The following is a 16322-nucleotide window of genomic DNA, read 5'->3' as shown; positions in this document are numbered from 1 at the left end:
TAATTTTGCAGTTAAAATTTTTTCATATCAATGCCTAATACACTAATCATTGGCTCCGGAAGTTATATCCCGGAAAACATTATAGAAGGTTCTCATTTCAGGGATGCGGTTTTTTATGATGATAATAACGAGTTGATCGAGAAACCGACAGAAGAAATCGTACAAAAATTTGTTGATATTACAGAAATCGAAAGGCGAAGGTATATCAATGCAGAAGATTGTAATTCTGATTTGGCTCTCAGGGCTTCTGTGGAAGCTATTGAAGATGCTGGTATTGATAAAGAAGAGATTGATTATATTATCTATGCTACCAACTTTGGTGAAGTAGATGTAAATGGTATCCCGAATTTTATGCCTTCGATGTCTGCCAGGCTCAAAGGTAAATTGGGTATCAAAAGAAGAGATTGTATCAATTATGATATGATTTTTGGATGCCCAGGTTGGGTAGAAGCGCTTATACTGGCAGATACCCTCATAAAAGCGGGTAAAGCCAAAACAGTTCTGGTTGTAGGTGGTGAGACTCTTAGTAGGATTACTGATCCTTTTGACAGGAACAAAATGATTTTTGCAGATGGTGCTGGTGCGGTGGTTGTAAAAGCCACAGAGGATACCACAGTGGGTGTCTTGGCGGATAACACCCTTTGTGATAATGGTGAAGAGCTTTGCTATCTGGAAAATGGCCCTTCTCTGAATCCGGATTTTGATGAAAAAAGACTGTACATCAGGATGCGTGGGCGTAAAATCTACGAATATGCCCTTAAAAACGTTCCCGATGCGATCAAAGCAACCATAGATAAAGCAGGTCTTGATATTTCTGATATCAGCAAGATTTTAATTCACCAGGCCAATGCCAAGATGGATTATGCTATGATTGGCAGGTTGTTTAGGCTATACGGTCAAAGAGAATATGATCATTCTATTTCTCCAATGACGATTCAGGAATTAGGTAATTCGTCTGTTGCAACCGTTCCTACATTATTTGATTTAATAAGAAAAGGAAAGTTAGAAGGACAGCAGTTTATACCGGGTTCTTATATTTTGTTTACTTCGGTAGGAGCCGGGATGAATATTAATTGCGTAGTTTACAAATTCCCCGAAGGTAAAATTTAGTACTTCACATGCAGAGTAAAATTAGTTTTTAAACGTCTCTATCATAAAAGGAATTTATAACAATTCCTTTTTCTTTTTTATAATATTATGCAAAAAACCATTCTTACACTTCTGGTGCTTTTCCTTTTTCTTGAGTTGTATGTTTATCAGGCTTTTAAAACAGCTTTTAATACATTTAATTCTAAATTAATTTACTGGATTCCAACCGTTTTGGTGTACATGTTTCTTTTTTATTCAGTAATCACCTTTAATAAAGCTTCGCACAGTTACCTAAGGTTACAGATTGTTTTCTCTGTGATTCTAATCTTTGTACTGCCAAAGATATTGGTCGCAGTCTTTCTTTTATTGGAGGATGTTGTACGCTTTTTGGGATTTGGGTATCAGTACATAACAAAAGAGGAGACGCATTATCCTTCCAGACGTCGTTTTATTAGTCTTGTAGGATTGGGTTCGGGTGCTGTTTTGGCGGGTATGTTTTTGGATGGTATTATCTTTGGCAAGTACCGGCACAGGGCAAGAATTGTCAGGTTAAAACTCAAAAATCTTCCAGAGAGTTTCAAAGGTTACAAGATTGTACAGATCTCTGATGTGCACAGCGGTAGTTTCCAGAATCCAAAGCATCTGCAGCATGCCATTGATCTGATTAATAATCAGGATGCAGACCTGATCCTTTTCACTGGTGATATGGTTAACAATTATGCAGATGAGTTTGTACCATTTATTGATTTGTTTTCGCAAATTAAAAGCAGAGATGGTAAATTGGCAGTCCTTGGTAATCATGATTATGGCGAATATGGAGTTTGGAAATCTGTGGATGACCGGAAAAATAATATCCCAAGATTGATTGAAAACGAAAAAAAAGCTGGTTTTGAAATGTTGAGAAATGAGAGTCGGGTCATCGAGAGAAACGGTGAAAAACTGTATATACTTGGTGTGGAAAACTGGGGTATTCCGCCGTTTCCGCAATTTGGCGATCTCGATAAGGCAGCGGCAGGTGTTCCCGTAGATGCGGTAAAAATACTGATGTCGCACGATCCGTCACATTTTGATGCGATTGTTAAGCATCATCCTTCTAATGTGCAGCTTACACTGTCTGGGCATACACACGGGATGCAGTTTGGTATAGATCTTAAAAATTTCCGTTGGTCGCCGGTCGAATATAAATACCCTAAATGGGCAGATCTGTATGAGAGCGAAGGGAAATATCTGTACGTCAACCGCGGCTTTGGTGTAATTGGCTACCCGGGTAGAGTAGGGGTGTTGCCAGAGATTACAGTATTTGAATTGAGTTGACTTTGCTGATATCAATCAAAAAAAAAGCTTAGAATTTCTAAGCTTTTTTTTTGTTTAAAATAAATAGTCCTTCATCCTGGATACGGCAATTTCGCTTTCATCAATGTATTGCAGGAGCTTTTCCAGCCGCTTTTCTGTATTAGTACCAATGTTGAGTCTTTTGTAAAAAGGGAGCTTATAGGGTAGTTCTTCTGCTGTCATATATTGCCATATGTTGGTATATATCATGACGTACTCGCTACTCTTCAGGCTTTCTGTGATCATACTCTCGTAATACCGCATTGGAGTAACCTGAAAAACAAAATCATTGAAAGGAAGTTGCGAATAAGGAGACTGGCTTTCCGGGATTATAGTCAGGTCGTTTTTGTAATGGATCTCTGTCTTGCTACTCAGTTTACGCCATAAGAAATTGATGCTGGATTCTTCTATATTGGAGACATAGCTAAAGTTCATTTTTTTGATTTCCGGATAATCAATCTGGTGGTATTTTTGCCTTAGGCCACGGATCGGTTTTTGCAAAAACTGTTCAGCAAAAATCTTTGTTTTTTCTATCGTTTCAGTATCAGAATCAGCATTAAAAAATGCAACTTCGTGACCGGCATAAACGATATTTTTTAACTGTTTTTCCAAAAGCTTAACCAAAGAAATCTCAATAAAAAAGGTTGCCAGGAATCCGTTGAGTTCCAGTTTCTGAAGTATAACTACTAACTTTTTTTCGATAGTTGTTATCAATTGATCTTGGTCAATATTTTGTTTTTCAGAATATTGATAAGTAGGCATTGCTATGTTAAAAGTTAATAAAATCACTTAAAGTAGTATTGAGATTTGTTTTGTAATTATTTAAAAATCAGTTGTTAAAAATAATTTAAATTAAAGTTTCTATTAAATTACTCTTCTCTCTTGAGTTTGTGTTTTAGATTATTAATCATATCTATTGACATTGATGAAATATCGAACTGGTAATTCAATCCCCAATCTTGTTTTGCTGCCGAATCATCAATACTTGCCGGCCAGGAATCTGCAATAGCCTGACGGAAATCCGGCTCGTATTTTATCTCAAAATCCGGTATCGTTTTTTTGATCTCCGATGCCAGTTCTGCCGGCGTAAAACTCATCCCTCCAAGGTTGTAAGAATACCTGATTTTTACCTCTTCTTTTGGCGCAGTCATTAGCTTGATAGTGGCATCAATGGCGTCATCCATATAGAGCATTGGCATCGCCGTATTTTCACTGATAAAGCTGGTGTATTTACCATTTTCTACCGCTTCATAAAAAATCTCTACGGCATAATCTGTAGTGCCGCCTCCGGCTGGTGCTTTCCAGGAAATCAAACCAGGATAGCGTATACTTCTTATATCAACACCGTATTTTTCAAAATAGTATTCACACCATTTTTCACCTGCCATTTTGGATATTCCGTAGACTGTAGTAGGGTTGAGAACGACCTCTTGGCCCACATTTACTTTCGGGATTCCTTTTCCGAAAACCGCAATAGAACTCGGCCAGAATATTTTTTTTATAAGACCTTCTTTGGCCAGTTCACAAAGATGAATGAGTGGTTCCAGATTTAGTTTCCACGCAAAAAGCGGCTGTTTTTCCGAAGTACCCGATAACAGCGATGCAAGATGATAAACTGTTGTAATATTATGTTCTTTAATAAGCTCTGTAACAGCCTGGAAATTGGTAACATCCAGTCTCTCATAATACCCGGCTTCCGTAATGCCTTCTTTCCATTTGTCAAGACCTGATGCGATGACATTTTCTTTACCATAGATTTCTGCCAGCTTGGCGGTAAGTTCGGTGCCAATCTGTCCCAAAGCACCCGTGATCAGGATTTTTTCAGTGTGTGTCTCCATTTTTACGTTTATTGATTCGCAAATCTAATTAAATAAACTAACTGGGTAAAATTTTCAGTTATTAAGGTTTTTGTATCAAAGCCATTGCTTTGAAAGGTGTAAGTTTGAAAATACTTTGTGACTTTGAAGTTTTATTTTAATTTTAACTTCTGTTGCTGAAAAAATCCTCTTTAAACTAACAATATAATTTTTATGAAAATCATTCCAATTATTAGACCGGATGAGCTTATTCGGAAATTTCAAATCAAAAATTTCAAGCTTTACGATGTCAGAACCGGACCAGATGCGAAAGAGAAATACCTTGAAAAACATCTCAAAAATGCCGCTTTTGTTGATCTGAATTCAGATCTGGCAAGCATTGATGATCCTAAAAATGGTGGACGGCATCCGCTTCCTGGTTTTCAAGATTTTATCAAAACTTTAGGGGAATTAGGGATTGACAGAGATTCTCATGTTGTGATCTACGATGATAAAAACGGCGCTAATGCCGCCGCAAGGTTTTGGTGGATGTTGCGGGCTGTTGGGCATGAGAATGTTCAGGTCCTGGACGGCGGTTTGCAGTATGCTGAAAGCCAGGGTTATCCTTTAAGCTCTGGCAATGAGTCTTATCCCAAAACTCAATATGTTCCTGATTATCAAAATTGGCAATTGCCACAAATTTGGATTGATGAGGTAAAGTTAGCCACGCAAAACCCTGATTTTGTAATTGTAGATGTGCGGGAGTCGCAACGTTATCAGGGTATTACAGAGCCCATTGATCTGGTCGCAGGACATATCTCAAATGCAGAAAATATTCCTTTTTCTGAAAATCTAGATAACAGCGGTTTATTCAAATCTCCAGAACTGCTTAAAACAATTTATTCGGATTTGTTTGAAAACTATGATCGGGACAAAATTATCTTCCATTGCGGAAGTGGCGTAACAGCCTGCCATTCTTTGTTAGCTTTGGATTATGCCGGTTTTGAAATCCCTAATTTGTATGTCGGAAGCTGGAGCGAGTGGAGCCGGAATGCGTTGTAGTTTTAGATCAGGAGAGTTTAGCGTGTTTTAACGTTCCAATCCTCCTTCTTAAAAACTTGCCCGCACCTGCATGCTACCAATGTGTATGGTGCGGTCGCCGGAATTCCGGCCTTCATAGTTCACATTGAGTTGGATGAACGAATTGATGGCCTGTTGGATGTAGAGCGTCCAGACTTGATTTTTTCCGGGTTTCAGGCCTTCCAGCATCTGATTTCCTACAATGCTGTAGTTATTCCCGTCAAATTGATTATTAATAAATGAAAATTGAGCGCGCACAGATGTTTTTGTCCTTTCCCATTGTAGCGTACCCGATATCTCGTAGGTTTTCAAAAGTTCTTCGCCATCGGTCCTTTTTTTCTGGCGCAACGCTCCGAATAATTCAGTTTGCAAAGTTTCTGTCAGTTTATAAGTGGCTTTTGGTTTGGTTTCCCAGTTTTGCAACAGGTAATTGCGCGATTCATACACTTGGGAACTGTTGCTTACATTTTGCACTGTGTTTTCCCAATCCGCGCGGAACGCTTTTGTAAAAGAATAACCTACATTCATAAAATGGGATTTCTGAGCATGCGCTTCGTTACTGAAATTGGCATTCACCAGATTGTCATTATCGGTGTAGCGGTAACTGCCATTCCACCCGGATTTGTCATTAGAAGTAAATAATGCTGATGCAAGGATATTCTGAGTCCTGAGCAGCTGATCACTTTGTCTGGCAAAAGGATTCCACACCAGGACCTGGCTACCTTTGAGATAAGAATTCTGGGAAAGGAGCGACAGGTTGAAGTTCCAGCGTTTCAGAAAAGCATTTTCTGAGCTAATGATGACAGACGGATTCACAAACAAAGCGACTTGCAGTTTGTTCTTGTTAGATGCCAGATAGTTCACGCTGTTGGTATAAACCCGAATGTATTGTGCCAGATCCGTATATTCTGCTACTTCGAATTCATCTAATTGCTGTACGCCATCATTGTTGTAATCCGTCCATTTGTAGATGCCCTGCCCGTCGGTCACTTTGATGTACTGGAACTCCCGTTGCGCTTCCTGCCCGTTCCCGAGTTCATAAAAAAGCTGAAGGCGCATCCCGTTTTTGAATAATTGCTGGTTGTACAGCATGTTTCCTACAACAAAATCCTGGTTTTGATTGTTGGCAAAGGTTGGGGTTTCGTAAAAGAATTTTCTATAATGCACCAATGCAGATAATTGGGTTTTCTCGTTTTTGATAATCTGGCTTTCTGCCATGATCCCAAGGATGTTATTCATCTTTTTGAGACGATTGTCCAAGACCGAATCATTACCTCGGAAATAAAGTTTGGTCAGCAACTTTGTCCTTGCAGAATCGGCTACTTTTTTCTGAACAAAAATTTCTTTCCAGCTATAACTGCTCAGATCCATCGCCTGTGTGGCATTATACTTTTTCTCATTGTGCTCCATAGATCCGCCCAGCATCCAGCTGCCTTTTTTGCCGGACAGTTCAGATGAAACCGTACCTCGGATAAAGTTGGTGTTGAGATCTGTTGACTGGGTATTAAGATAAGAAACAGCCCCAAGATTATTGAATTTCCCAGTTTTCCAGACGGCATCCAAATCATTCTTAATCCCTTTATAAGTGTTTTTTTCTTCGAGGTAATTGATTTTATAATTAACGGATGAGGTTTTGTTAAAATCATTGAGGAAAGAAAAAATAAACCGGTTCTGCGTGATTTGGCTGAATTCATTAGTCAAATTAAAATCGCGCCAGAAGTCAACATTATTGATGCGGTCCAGAATATGGAAGTTTTTCTGAATCACCTGATATTCTACCATTGGCGTACCAGTCCATGTATTTTTACGGAAGGTTTTGTTAGCGTAGACCCTTGCTGCGTAACCGATGTTCTGATGGTTATCCTTGGATGAAAAAGTATTGAGATCATAGTTACTCATCGATACGTCTGTCCCGATGACACCATTATCCAACGCATATTCTACATTGGCAGAGTACACCTGGGATTTTTCCGGTGCTGGCAGTTTCCTCACCGCCATATAATCGCCAAGACCAGTACCAACGTACTGGAAAACCCGGCCGTTATTGGTGGTCTGCTGCAATTGGTAATCGCCTTTTCCTGTACCAAAATAGGTGAAAGAAACCTGATATAGTTTTTGTGACTGATCGATAGAGAACTCATAATGGTAAGTATCTCCCGAAAAGATTCTTTTGTAAAGGATTTTGTTGACATCGTACTCAGTTTCCACGCCCGATGGAGAAAACATGGCATCGGGATTATTGCCGGCACTCACCAGAGTCTGCCGGTCATCATCACTTAGGTTAAGTGACAGTGGCGCGTTTTTGTTATCATTCTCCATAAACCAGCTAAATCCGGCTTTCAGTTTTTCCCGCTTATGTTTGATACTTCCGGTAATCAGGAATCTGGTATAGTTGCGGTTGGTGTAATTGTAAGAGACATTGATAAAATTCTGTTTATAAATCGGCCGGAAGCTTGTGAAGGTAATTTCACCAGTGTTATAATTAATTGTATAGTCCTGATTCTCGCCGCGTTTCATCAGTATTCCGTCTATGTAGACCTGCTCAGATCCAGAAATGATGGTGATAAACAATTCTCCGTTTTTGCCGGTTAATCGGTAAGGCCCCTGGTTGCCTTCAATCCCCTGGAATCGCATCCGGAAAAACTCACTTCTTGCAACGCCCCCGGAAACATCAACGGAAGTTTTGTTGCCGTTCTTTTCCCAGTTGGTGAGAAATTGCAGTCCCATGCTTCGCCTCTGATAGCGCCCGAAATAGGTGGTTTCGTCATTCAGGTCCAGGTGGCCGGCTCTTATAATGCTGTGGTTTTTGATATTCAGCTGGATGTAGATTTTATCAAATTCCTGCAAGGTCTGCGTGTAGCCATCTGCCTGAATGGGGAGATTATGGTCCGAAATAGAAGCCAGGATAGAAACATCCGGGCTCAGCTTGCCGGAGATCTGCATATCCATAGAACTCTGGACAGAGGATCCCTGATTGTTACCGAATGTAATGCCTCTTATAATAGATCCTTTGGAGTTGAGTTCTCCCAGGATTCTTTTTTTGTCATTTTTTACCAAAACTTCTTCATCATAAACGATGCGATTCTGTTTTTTGATGAAGTCAAGCGTGTCTTTGGTGAAAAAGTCGTGATTAATTTTAGAAATCAAGATACTGTCTTTTTTAAGAGAATCTTGCGGGATATTAGGGTTTTTCCAGCTGAAAATCTGAGCATTAACAGTAGTTAGTGCGAAAAAAATACAGATTGTAAGCAGAATTTTTTTTATATTGGACACCCTTTTGGTATAATGTGTAAAAGTACTAATAATAGGACTTACAGCGAATTAACAATTATTTAAAACGGGAAAGGGGTTGTTAAAATTGTAGTTAAAGATAATATTTTATATTTGCGACAGAACAAAATAAACAATTTTTTAAACTTTTATATTATGAAAAAATTCTATTCTTTGTTAGCGGCAGTAGCTTTGACTGCAACAGTGAATGCACAAAGTGAAAATATGGGTACTGGTGCAACAGGGAATCCTTTAGTGTCTGCTTATGCTGGTTTTCAGAATGCTGGAACTTGGTCTTACTCAGGAACAGCAGATGTTAGAACATCTAGTGCATCTACGGCTAGTGATTATTCTGGAGCTTCTGGAAGTAATAATGTAATGGTAAATGCTACAGGAGAAAATTTCATCATTTCAGGAATCAATACAAGTACTATCACTGCTTCAAATGTTAAGTTATCTTTTGGTCTAAGAAAAGGTACAAATGCTGCAAATAACGAGTTAACTGTAGAGGTAAGCTCAGATGGATCAACTTGGACACCTCTTACATATACAAGATCTACAGGAAGTGGTACTGCTGGATGGGCACTTGTAACTCCATCTGGATCTATACCTTCTACTACAACATTATCAATTAGATTTACAGGAACTAATACTACAGAGTGGAGAATTGATGATGTAAAAGTATATGATGCAACTACAATGGCAGTTGTAGATGCTACAAAAGCAAAAGCAAACTTGGTAAAAAATACTATCGTTTCTAATGAGTTGATCTTTGGTGCTGCTGCAAAAGTATCTGTTTATAACGCTGCTGGCCAAGTAGTTAAAACGGCTGAGGTTGCAGAAAATTCTAAATTAGATGTTTCTGCATTGGCAAAAGGGACTTACATCGTTGCAGGTATTGTAAACGGACAAACAGTTTCTCAAAAAATTCTCAAAAAATAATTATAATATAGAAAATTGCCCGCAATGATGTGAGTAATTTTTTCTATACATTTGTATTACAATTTTAAACTTTATATTATGAAAAAGATCTTTACAGTTTTAGGAATTGTGTTTATTGCAACTGTTGCAACTGCACAAATCGTTATCAATGAAGTGTATGGTGGTGGAGGTAACTCTGGAGCTACTTATAAGAATGACTTCGTAGAACTTATTAATAAAGGAACTGCATCTGTAACTTTAACAGGAGCAACTTTACAATATGCAGCTGCAGCTGGAACATTCAACCAATATCATCCACTTCCAAACATTACTTTAGCACCAGGGCAGAAATATCTCATTCAAGAACAAGCTGGTGCTAGTGGTACTACAGACTTGGCTCCTGATTATGTAGCTCCAATTCCAACTAATTTTGGTAGTGGAACAAATTCGGTTGCGGGTTTTGCAATGGCTGCTGCTGCTGGTAAAATAGCTTTGGTTTCTGATGCTAATCAGATTTCTACAGTAACTGCTTCAAATGTTTTGGATTTTGTAGGTTATGGTACAACTGCCAATCAATTTGAAGGAAGTGGTGCTGCTCCTGCTCCATCTGCAACGCTTTCGGTTTCAAGAACTAATGGTATTGATACAAATAACAATGCTGCAGATTTTACAGCTTCTGCTCCAACACCTCAAAATTCTTCTCAACTTGCTGTATCAGATGTTACAAAAGTTAACTCTACATTAGTTAAAAACACTGTAGTAGGAGAGTCTATCTCTTTTGCGAAAAATGCTGATATCCAAATCGTAAACACTGCCGGACAGGTTGTGAAATCAGCTAAAGTTACAGAAGGTTCTACACTTAACGTTTCTTCTTTGGCAAAAGGTACTTACATCGTAACCGGAACGGTTAACGGAGAAAGAGTATCTCAAAAAGTAATCAAAAACTAATTATAGTTTTTTTGAAAATAGAGAAGGCTTCCATTTTTTGGAAGCCTTCTTTTTGTTTTAAAACACACCGCGCCTCAGATTATTAACGAGCGCGCCAAGATTCAGTACCAACGTGTAGCGTATCCTGTAACCGTAATTTTTAAATGATGGTTCAAAACCCAGGCTTGACGCTACAGGAAAGTAGATTTCCAGGAAATCCGGGATTACTTTTACCTTCACACCAGAATCCCAAATAAATTCTGTGCTTCTGTTTTTATTTTTATAAACACCTGCATCGGCGTAAAGATTAAACCATTTCCAAACGTGAGAATCTATATTAACACTGGTAATAAATTGGTTGACCGATGTGTTGAAAAAAGACTTGAAACCACCTTCAGCCAAAATAAACTGCTGTGATAAGATGCCCGATGTCGCACTTTGCCCCAACAAGCCATAAGAAAAAGAATAGTTGGAAACCCGCGAAATCCCGTAATTGAACAGCGAATTTTTGGTGTCATTTTTCAAAAAATAACCGGCAAACCAGCGGAAGCTAATTTTTTTATCCTTAGCATATTCCCAACGATAGAAGGCTTCTGCAGAAATTTTCCTAAAATCCTCCATCCATTGGATATTAGTCCCAATATATTTCTCATGAATCAGGCGGTTATCTGAATAAGAATAGCCAAGGTTCCACAGGTTATATTTGTCATATTCTTGATTGATAAACATCTGTGGGGTAAGTTCCCGCTCAAAATAATTATAGGAAAAATAAAGGCTTCTTCCTATGGCGCTTCGCGGGTTTTTATTAAAAATAAAGGAAGTAGCAGCACCGAATTTTTTGTACGCCAAGTCCTTATCATAATGAAAATAAGAACCCGACACTGCAAAATTCCAGCTTCGGAAAAAGCTGTCAGGCGGCAGGATAGAGTAACCAAGCGCACCCGAACCTGTTAGTTTTCCCGTTCCGGTACTGTAATATGGTGTGACGGAATAATCAAATTTCTGGTCAAAAATCCCTTGGTTTTTAAAATTAAGCCCCAACAAAACTTTATCGTATGCATTAAAGGTCAACCTTGGTGTAAGGAATATTTCATTAAATTCCGGGTTTTGGATGTCTTTTACCAGTTTTAATTTTAATTTTTTGGTGTTGGCAAAGAGCCCTTTGGTATAGATGTAATTGTCCCGGAAATTGGTTTCGGGGAAGATATAATCATCGTTTATAACAACTTTGTCAACATCATCTTTCGCTACAGAAACGGTATCTGCAATCTTGTCTCGCCAGTAGGTTTTTCGTTCGCCACTTTTATTGATGGTTTCAATTTTAAGCGGGATTTCTGACGCATTTTTATGAGTGATGCGTGCCTGATAAGAAGATTCTTTTTCACGGATGTGCCTAAGGTTAAAATTAATCCTGTGTTTCTCATTGATCATAGGAGTCAAAAAGGCTGATTTGCCTTGGGTAAAGTTTTCCAGGCGATTAAGAAAAGCGGTTCCCGTGGTTTTCTTTTCATAATTGGCCATCAGGTATTCTTTCAGAAAAAAATCAAAAGATTGGGATCCCTGATATTCTGAAATGTAGTTGAGAAGGCTTCCCATCTCAAACTGGCTAATGGCAGTAGTATTAAAATTACTCAATGCACCATAAGGCGTGGTGATTTTCTGATCCAGGTTTTGCGTATAGATATAATGATAAGCCAATCCATAGCGCTCCGTCAGTTTCAGATCAGATGCATGGAACAGTTTCAAAGGTTTCATCCCGAGGATTTTGGCGTTGTCCGGCAGGTTTCCCAAAAGTTTGTGGTTGGGATAAAAATTGTTGAGATACTGGATTTCCAGATAAGATTTAATCCCGTTTTTCAGCCAGTGATCATTAGACTTATCGGTGATAAAATAGTCGTCTATCACTTTTTTTGACAGGATGCTAAAGTAGTCCAGGTCGGTTTTTTCGTAATCCGTAAACAACTGAAATTTGAATTTCCACCATTTGATATCATCAATCCCGATAAACTCTTCTTTATTAAAAAATTTTTGAGTAATGAAAAGCTTATTGGGCAGATTTCCTGTTCTGGATTTGATAAATTTAAGCTGTGTCGGCAAGATAAAATTAAGAGTTTGACGTTGAAACTCTGAGATCTGAAAACCCAATTGAACTTCGATTTTTTGACCATCAATTTCTGCTGAAAACTGAGGGTAAATCTCGCGCGACAAAAGAAACTCAGGATCGTTGACGGATAGGCCTTCAAATTCAGAATCCGAAGTTTGGTTGAGGTTAGAATAGCATTTCCAGTTTTGCGCTAAGTCAAAATCAACTTTCCAGTAGGAGCCGGCATTGGCAGTTTCCTCGATGTCGCGGTAGAAAGAAGGATCCTGATTATCGTTTTCAAAAGTCTCAGGAACCAGGAAAAAATATTTGAGCAGGATATGATTGGCGTCGCTGCCATAAGCTGTAAAACGGGCATCAGGTAGCCTGATTTGATATCTAAGATTAATTTTGATTTCCTGACCATATTCTAATGGCTCAGAGAGCGGAATTAATAGATTTTCATGATTTGTACCCAATATTTCTGCTGACACATTTCCGAAGGAATACTCCAGGCTTTCGAGTTTGCCCAGCTGGTTTTCTTTGGCAAAATAGAGCTCTTTTTTGCGGTCTTCCACTTTTCTTTTGAGAAGTGCTGTTTTCCGGTTTTGGTAGGCTGTTACCCAGTTCAGCAGTTTTATTTGACGGATGGGTTTTTTATGCGGATTATGATAAATCAAAGTTTGCTGAACAGCGATTGTTCTTTGGTCGTCATTCAGTTTAACTTTCAGCAAAATACTGTCCTGCTGAGCCTTGGCCCAGAAATTAGAGAACAATAAAATCAAACACAAAAGAAGTCGCTTCATCAAAATAATAACTACTTAAAACTACTAATTTTTTCTGATGAATATTAATGTTTGGTTGTTAAAGTTTTACGCTGTCAGTCTGAGGCTCTCGAAGACTTCTAATTTGAAGTTTCAATTTTAGTATTAATATTGTTAGCCTGAGGCTCTCAAAAAGATGTCAGTCTGAGGCTCTCGAAGAAATGTCAGTCTGAGGCTCTCGAAGACCCCTATAAAAACTCAAAAGCAAAGCTTTTTCCAAAATTATTTAACTTTGAAAAAACACAATGATGAAAAGATACTACGTTTATATTTTGCTTTGTACTGATAATTCTTATTATACCGGAGTAACCAATGATTTGGAAACACGTTTTCTGTATCATCAAATGGGTTATGATCCCAACGCATATACCTATAATAGAAGACCCGTTGAAATCGTTTATTATACAGAGTTCGATGACATCAATCAAGCTATTGCTTTTGAAAAACAGTTAAAAGGCTGGAGCAGAAAGAAGAAAGAAGCGGTCATCAATGATGAATGGGAAAAACTACCTAATCTTTCTAAGAGGAAATTCCCTAATCAGTGATTTTAATATGGACAAAAATCTGAAGATTTTTGGAATTATTTTTTGGTCTTCGAGAACCTCAGACTGACAAAACCTCAGACTAGAAACTATTAAAAACCCTTTCAGAGTTCCAAACTCTGAAAGGGTTGCAAATGTTTTATACTTGATACAGTTTACAAAGCGTCCTGATAAGCCTGCCAGCCTTCAGTTTTATAGCGCAATGCTTCCAACTCGGGATCATCGGCTTTATAAATGCCTCGTCCCACAATAATGAAATCAGTATTATAATTTTTAATCACATGCTCCGGAGAGTTATACTGTTGGCCTTTGCCATCGCCACTCGTCCCCAGATTGACACCTGGCGTAAAGAGCAGGATATTGTCAGGTACTTTATTTTGAGCCACGCAACCCACAATGTTAGGATGGTTTTCTATAATTTTCAACGCTTCTTCACGGTAGTGGGAATCGGTTAAAGTGCCTTCGGATGACATTCCCAAAATCGCAACGATACCAGCGTTTACAAAGCAATCCAGGCTTTTGCTGCCACCAATGACGTGAGAAGTAATGAGGTCTGCCCAATTAGAAATTTTGAAGGTGCCGTAGGAGAACTGCAGCTCCTGTGTGTTACCGATGTCCGCAAATTTTCTGTCTTCCATTAACAGGAAGTTATGTTTTGCTGCCAGATCTTTGAGCGGAAGAATTGTCTCGTCGGCATCAAAGTCATTAAGAATATCAATGTGCGTTTTGAGTGCGACAATGTGCGGACCCACAATGTCTGCGAAATTAAGGAGTTCCTGGGTCGTGATAAAATCTGCCGAGGCAATCAGGTTGGATCTTTTTTCAATGGCGATTTCAAGGATTTTTTTAGCAAAAGAATGTTCGGTAATTTCCAGCTTTTGCTCATAAGATAAGCGTTTTTTCTCTTGGAAAACCACCTGGTTGCCATTCACAAAGTCACGGATTCTCGCCACTTCCTCTTCATCAATATAATTGACTTCTCTCAGGATTTCTACAACTTCAGAAATATTGAAAAGTGAATGTACTTTATAGCCTTTCTCTTCTAATTTTTCTTTTCCGCCCTGTTCCCTGTCCAGAACGACAACAATGTCAGAAACTTTTATGCCTTCATTTTCCACTTCGTCAATGGTTTCTACAAGCGATTTCCCTGATGTGATGACGTCTTCTACCAAAAGACAGTTTTGGCCTTTTTCGTAGATGCCTTCTATCAGTTTTTTAGTGCCATAAGCTTTAGCTTCTTTTCTTTTGATAATCAAAGGTAGATAACTCTCCAGAGACATCGCTGTTGCCATGGGTAATGCAGCATAAGGCACGCCACAAATAATGTCAAAATTATCCAAAGGAAGCATATCCAGCAGATAGTTGGCGAGCTTTTTCAGGATTTTTGGGTCTGATGCTAATGGTCGCAAATCGACATAAAAAGGGCTTTCGATGCCGCTTTTTAGTGTGAAACGGCCAAATTTGATGATCCCGAGCTTGTAACACTCCAGGAAGAATTCTTTTTTACTTTCCATTGATTTTTCTTAGATTTCTACAAATTTAAGGCTATTTTTTTAACCACAAAAGCCACAGGAGTTGTGGGGATTTTGAAGTTTATCAAAATTTTAATAATAAAAAAATGTTTTAAAATTAGCTTTCTTGAACTTTATAAAGGCTTTCATTAATAAATTCCCTTTTGTGACTTTTGTGGTTTATTTTTCTTTCCACTTCGGATTAGCAGCAAATATTTTTTCATTGATTGTACAGTTTTCAGAATGTGCACCTTTCAGAAAACCAATGCTCATCAGAAACTCTCCGACAATCTCGCCACCGGTAAACCTGAATGTTTTTTTGAACAGTTTCACCCATTCTTCTTTCGTTTTCGGGTGATGATGCTCCAGCCATTTTTCAAAAGAAACGAATTCCTTTTTCAGTTCCAAAATAGTTTTGGCGTTTTCAATCGCTGCGTTGACTTTTAGCTTATTTCGGATGATTCCGGCATCGGACAAAAGGCGTTCTCGGTCTTTTTCTGTGTAAGCCGCAATTTTTTCGATACTGAAATTGCTGTAAGCTTTGCGGAAAGAGGCTTCTTTTTTCAGGATCGTTTCCCAGCTCAGTCCGGCCTGGTTAATTTCCATAATTAATCTTCCGAAAAGTTCGTCATCATTATGAATAGGGAAGCCATAATGGTTATCGTGGTAATTTTTATGCAATGCTTTTCGCTCTTCCGGCTGCATTGTTTCTATGGCTTGGCAATAGGACATTTTTGGTGATATTAATTCTTTAAAAGGTACACACAAAGGCACAATGACGTTATTTTTATTTCTTTAAGTTTTAAGGCATAATGTAAAGATTTGAAAAAAAATCTTTGATTTTACCATTGTGCCATAGAAACATCTGATATGATATTTTCTTGTGCCTTTGTGTTTAATTAAAACAAAAGTACAAACTTAATAAATGGAATATAGTTCCACTTTTACAA

12 protein-coding genes are annotated in these 16322 nt (G+C 38.4%); 6 read left to right on the top strand and 6 right to left on the bottom strand.

Going from position 1 to position 16322, the window contains the following annotated elements:
- Nucleotides 1–30 precede the first annotated feature (30 nt).
- Both B0B05_RS08135 and B0B05_RS08130 read left to right on the top strand, forming a co-directional pair.
- Entirely contained in the window at nucleotides 31–1110 is a 1080-nt protein-coding gene (locus B0B05_RS08135; RefSeq protein WP_076783166.1) for a 3-oxoacyl-ACP synthase III family protein, read from the top strand.
- An 87-nt stretch (nucleotides 1111–1197) separates the two neighbouring features.
- On the top strand, nucleotides 1198–2403 hold the full coding sequence (locus B0B05_RS08130; protein ID WP_076783165.1) for a metallophosphoesterase: 1206 nt from the start codon (nucleotides 1198–1200) through the stop codon (nucleotides 2401–2403).
- A 54-nt stretch (nucleotides 2404–2457) separates the two neighbouring features.
- On the opposite strand, the gene B0B05_RS08125 is transcribed toward B0B05_RS08130, so the two are convergent.
- Both B0B05_RS08125 and B0B05_RS08120 read right to left on the bottom strand, forming a co-directional pair.
- Nucleotides 2458–3210: a polysaccharide deacetylase family protein gene (locus B0B05_RS08125; RefSeq protein WP_143745973.1), complete on the bottom strand. Its 753-nt coding sequence runs from the start codon at nucleotides 3208–3210 to the stop codon at nucleotides 2458–2460.
- Nucleotides 3211–3290: 80 nt separating this feature from the next.
- Entirely contained in the window at nucleotides 3291–4259 is a 969-nt protein-coding gene (locus B0B05_RS08120) for an NAD-dependent epimerase/dehydratase family protein (RefSeq protein ID WP_076783163.1), read from the bottom strand.
- 192 nt (nucleotides 4260–4451) lie between these two features.
- On the opposite strand from B0B05_RS08120, the gene B0B05_RS08115 reads away from it, so the two are divergent.
- Complete coding sequence (locus tag B0B05_RS08115; RefSeq protein ID WP_076783162.1) at nucleotides 4452–5279, top strand: sulfurtransferase; 828 nt, start codon at nucleotides 4452–4454, stop codon at nucleotides 5277–5279.
- 48 nt (nucleotides 5280–5327) lie between these two features.
- Here B0B05_RS08115 and B0B05_RS08110 read toward each other — a convergent pair whose 3' ends face one another.
- Nucleotides 5328–8570 (bottom strand): hypothetical protein, encoded by a 3243-nt coding sequence (locus B0B05_RS08110; RefSeq protein ID WP_394332785.1) that lies wholly within the window; start codon nucleotides 8568–8570, stop codon nucleotides 5328–5330.
- Nucleotides 8571–8723: 153 nt separating this feature from the next.
- Between B0B05_RS08110 and B0B05_RS08105 the strand changes: the two genes are divergently transcribed.
- Entirely contained in the window at nucleotides 8724–9509 is a 786-nt protein-coding gene (locus B0B05_RS08105; protein WP_076783161.1) for a T9SS type A sorting domain-containing protein, read from the top strand.
- Between the two features lie 78 nt (nucleotides 9510–9587).
- Nucleotides 9588–10436 (top strand): lamin tail domain-containing protein, encoded by an 849-nt coding sequence (locus B0B05_RS08100; protein ID WP_076783160.1) that lies wholly within the window; start codon nucleotides 9588–9590, stop codon nucleotides 10434–10436.
- A 57-nt stretch (nucleotides 10437–10493) separates the two neighbouring features.
- Here B0B05_RS08100 and B0B05_RS08095 read toward each other — a convergent pair whose 3' ends face one another.
- A complete protein-coding gene (locus B0B05_RS08095; RefSeq protein WP_076783159.1) occupies nucleotides 10494–13301 on the bottom strand; it encodes an aminopeptidase in 2808 nt (935 codons plus the stop codon).
- A 266-nt stretch (nucleotides 13302–13567) separates the two neighbouring features.
- Here B0B05_RS08095 and B0B05_RS08090 point away from each other — a divergent pair, with 266 nt between their 5' ends.
- Entirely contained in the window at nucleotides 13568–13864 is a 297-nt protein-coding gene (locus B0B05_RS08090; RefSeq protein WP_076783158.1) for a GIY-YIG nuclease family protein, read from the top strand.
- Between the two features lie 152 nt (nucleotides 13865–14016).
- Here B0B05_RS08090 and pyrF read toward each other — a convergent pair whose 3' ends face one another.
- Both pyrF and B0B05_RS08080 read right to left on the bottom strand, forming a co-directional pair.
- Nucleotides 14017–15375: an orotidine-5'-phosphate decarboxylase gene (gene pyrF / locus B0B05_RS08085; protein WP_076783157.1), complete on the bottom strand. Its 1359-nt coding sequence runs from the start codon at nucleotides 15373–15375 to the stop codon at nucleotides 14017–14019.
- 177 nt (nucleotides 15376–15552) lie between these two features.
- The gene (locus B0B05_RS08080; RefSeq protein ID WP_076783156.1) at nucleotides 15553–16104 is read right to left on the bottom strand and encodes a DNA-3-methyladenine glycosylase I; all 552 of its coding nucleotides are present in this window, start codon (nucleotides 16102–16104) and stop codon (nucleotides 15553–15555) included.
- Between the last annotated feature and the right edge of the window lie 218 nt (nucleotides 16105–16322).

This window comes from Epilithonimonas bovis DSM 19482 (assembly GCF_900108115.1).
GTDB lineage: Bacteria > Bacteroidota > Bacteroidia > Flavobacteriales > Weeksellaceae > Epilithonimonas > Epilithonimonas bovis.
This window is presented reverse-complemented; position numbering and strand designations above follow the sequence as displayed.

Excerpts from the sequence above, each read along its gene's own strand:
- pyrF (WP_076783157.1), bottom strand. The coding sequence starts at position 15,375 with ATGGAAAGTAAAAAAGAATTCTTCCTGGAGTGTTACAAGCTCGGGATC.
- B0B05_RS08090 (WP_076783158.1), top strand. The coding sequence starts at position 13,568 with ATGAAAAGATACTACGTTTATATTTTGCTTTGTACTGATAATTCTTAT.
- B0B05_RS08135 (WP_076783166.1), top strand. The coding sequence starts at position 31 with ATGCCTAATACACTAATCATTGGCTCCGGAAGTTATATCCCGGAAAAC.
- B0B05_RS08095 (WP_076783159.1), bottom strand. The coding sequence starts at position 13,301 with ATGAAGCGACTTCTTTTGTGTTTGATTTTATTGTTCTCTAATTTCTGG.
- B0B05_RS08080 (WP_076783156.1), bottom strand. The coding sequence starts at position 16,104 with ATGTCCTATTGCCAAGCCATAGAAACAATGCAGCCGGAAGAGCGAAAA.
- B0B05_RS08120 (WP_076783163.1), bottom strand. The coding sequence starts at position 4,259 with ATGGAGACACACACTGAAAAAATCCTGATCACGGGTGCTTTGGGACAG.
- B0B05_RS08105 (WP_076783161.1), top strand. The coding sequence starts at position 8,724 with ATGAAAAAATTCTATTCTTTGTTAGCGGCAGTAGCTTTGACTGCAACA.
- B0B05_RS08115 (WP_076783162.1), top strand. The coding sequence starts at position 4,452 with ATGAAAATCATTCCAATTATTAGACCGGATGAGCTTATTCGGAAATTT.
- B0B05_RS08130 (WP_076783165.1), top strand. The coding sequence starts at position 1,198 with ATGCAAAAAACCATTCTTACACTTCTGGTGCTTTTCCTTTTTCTTGAG.
- B0B05_RS08100 (WP_076783160.1), top strand. The coding sequence starts at position 9,588 with ATGAAAAAGATCTTTACAGTTTTAGGAATTGTGTTTATTGCAACTGTT.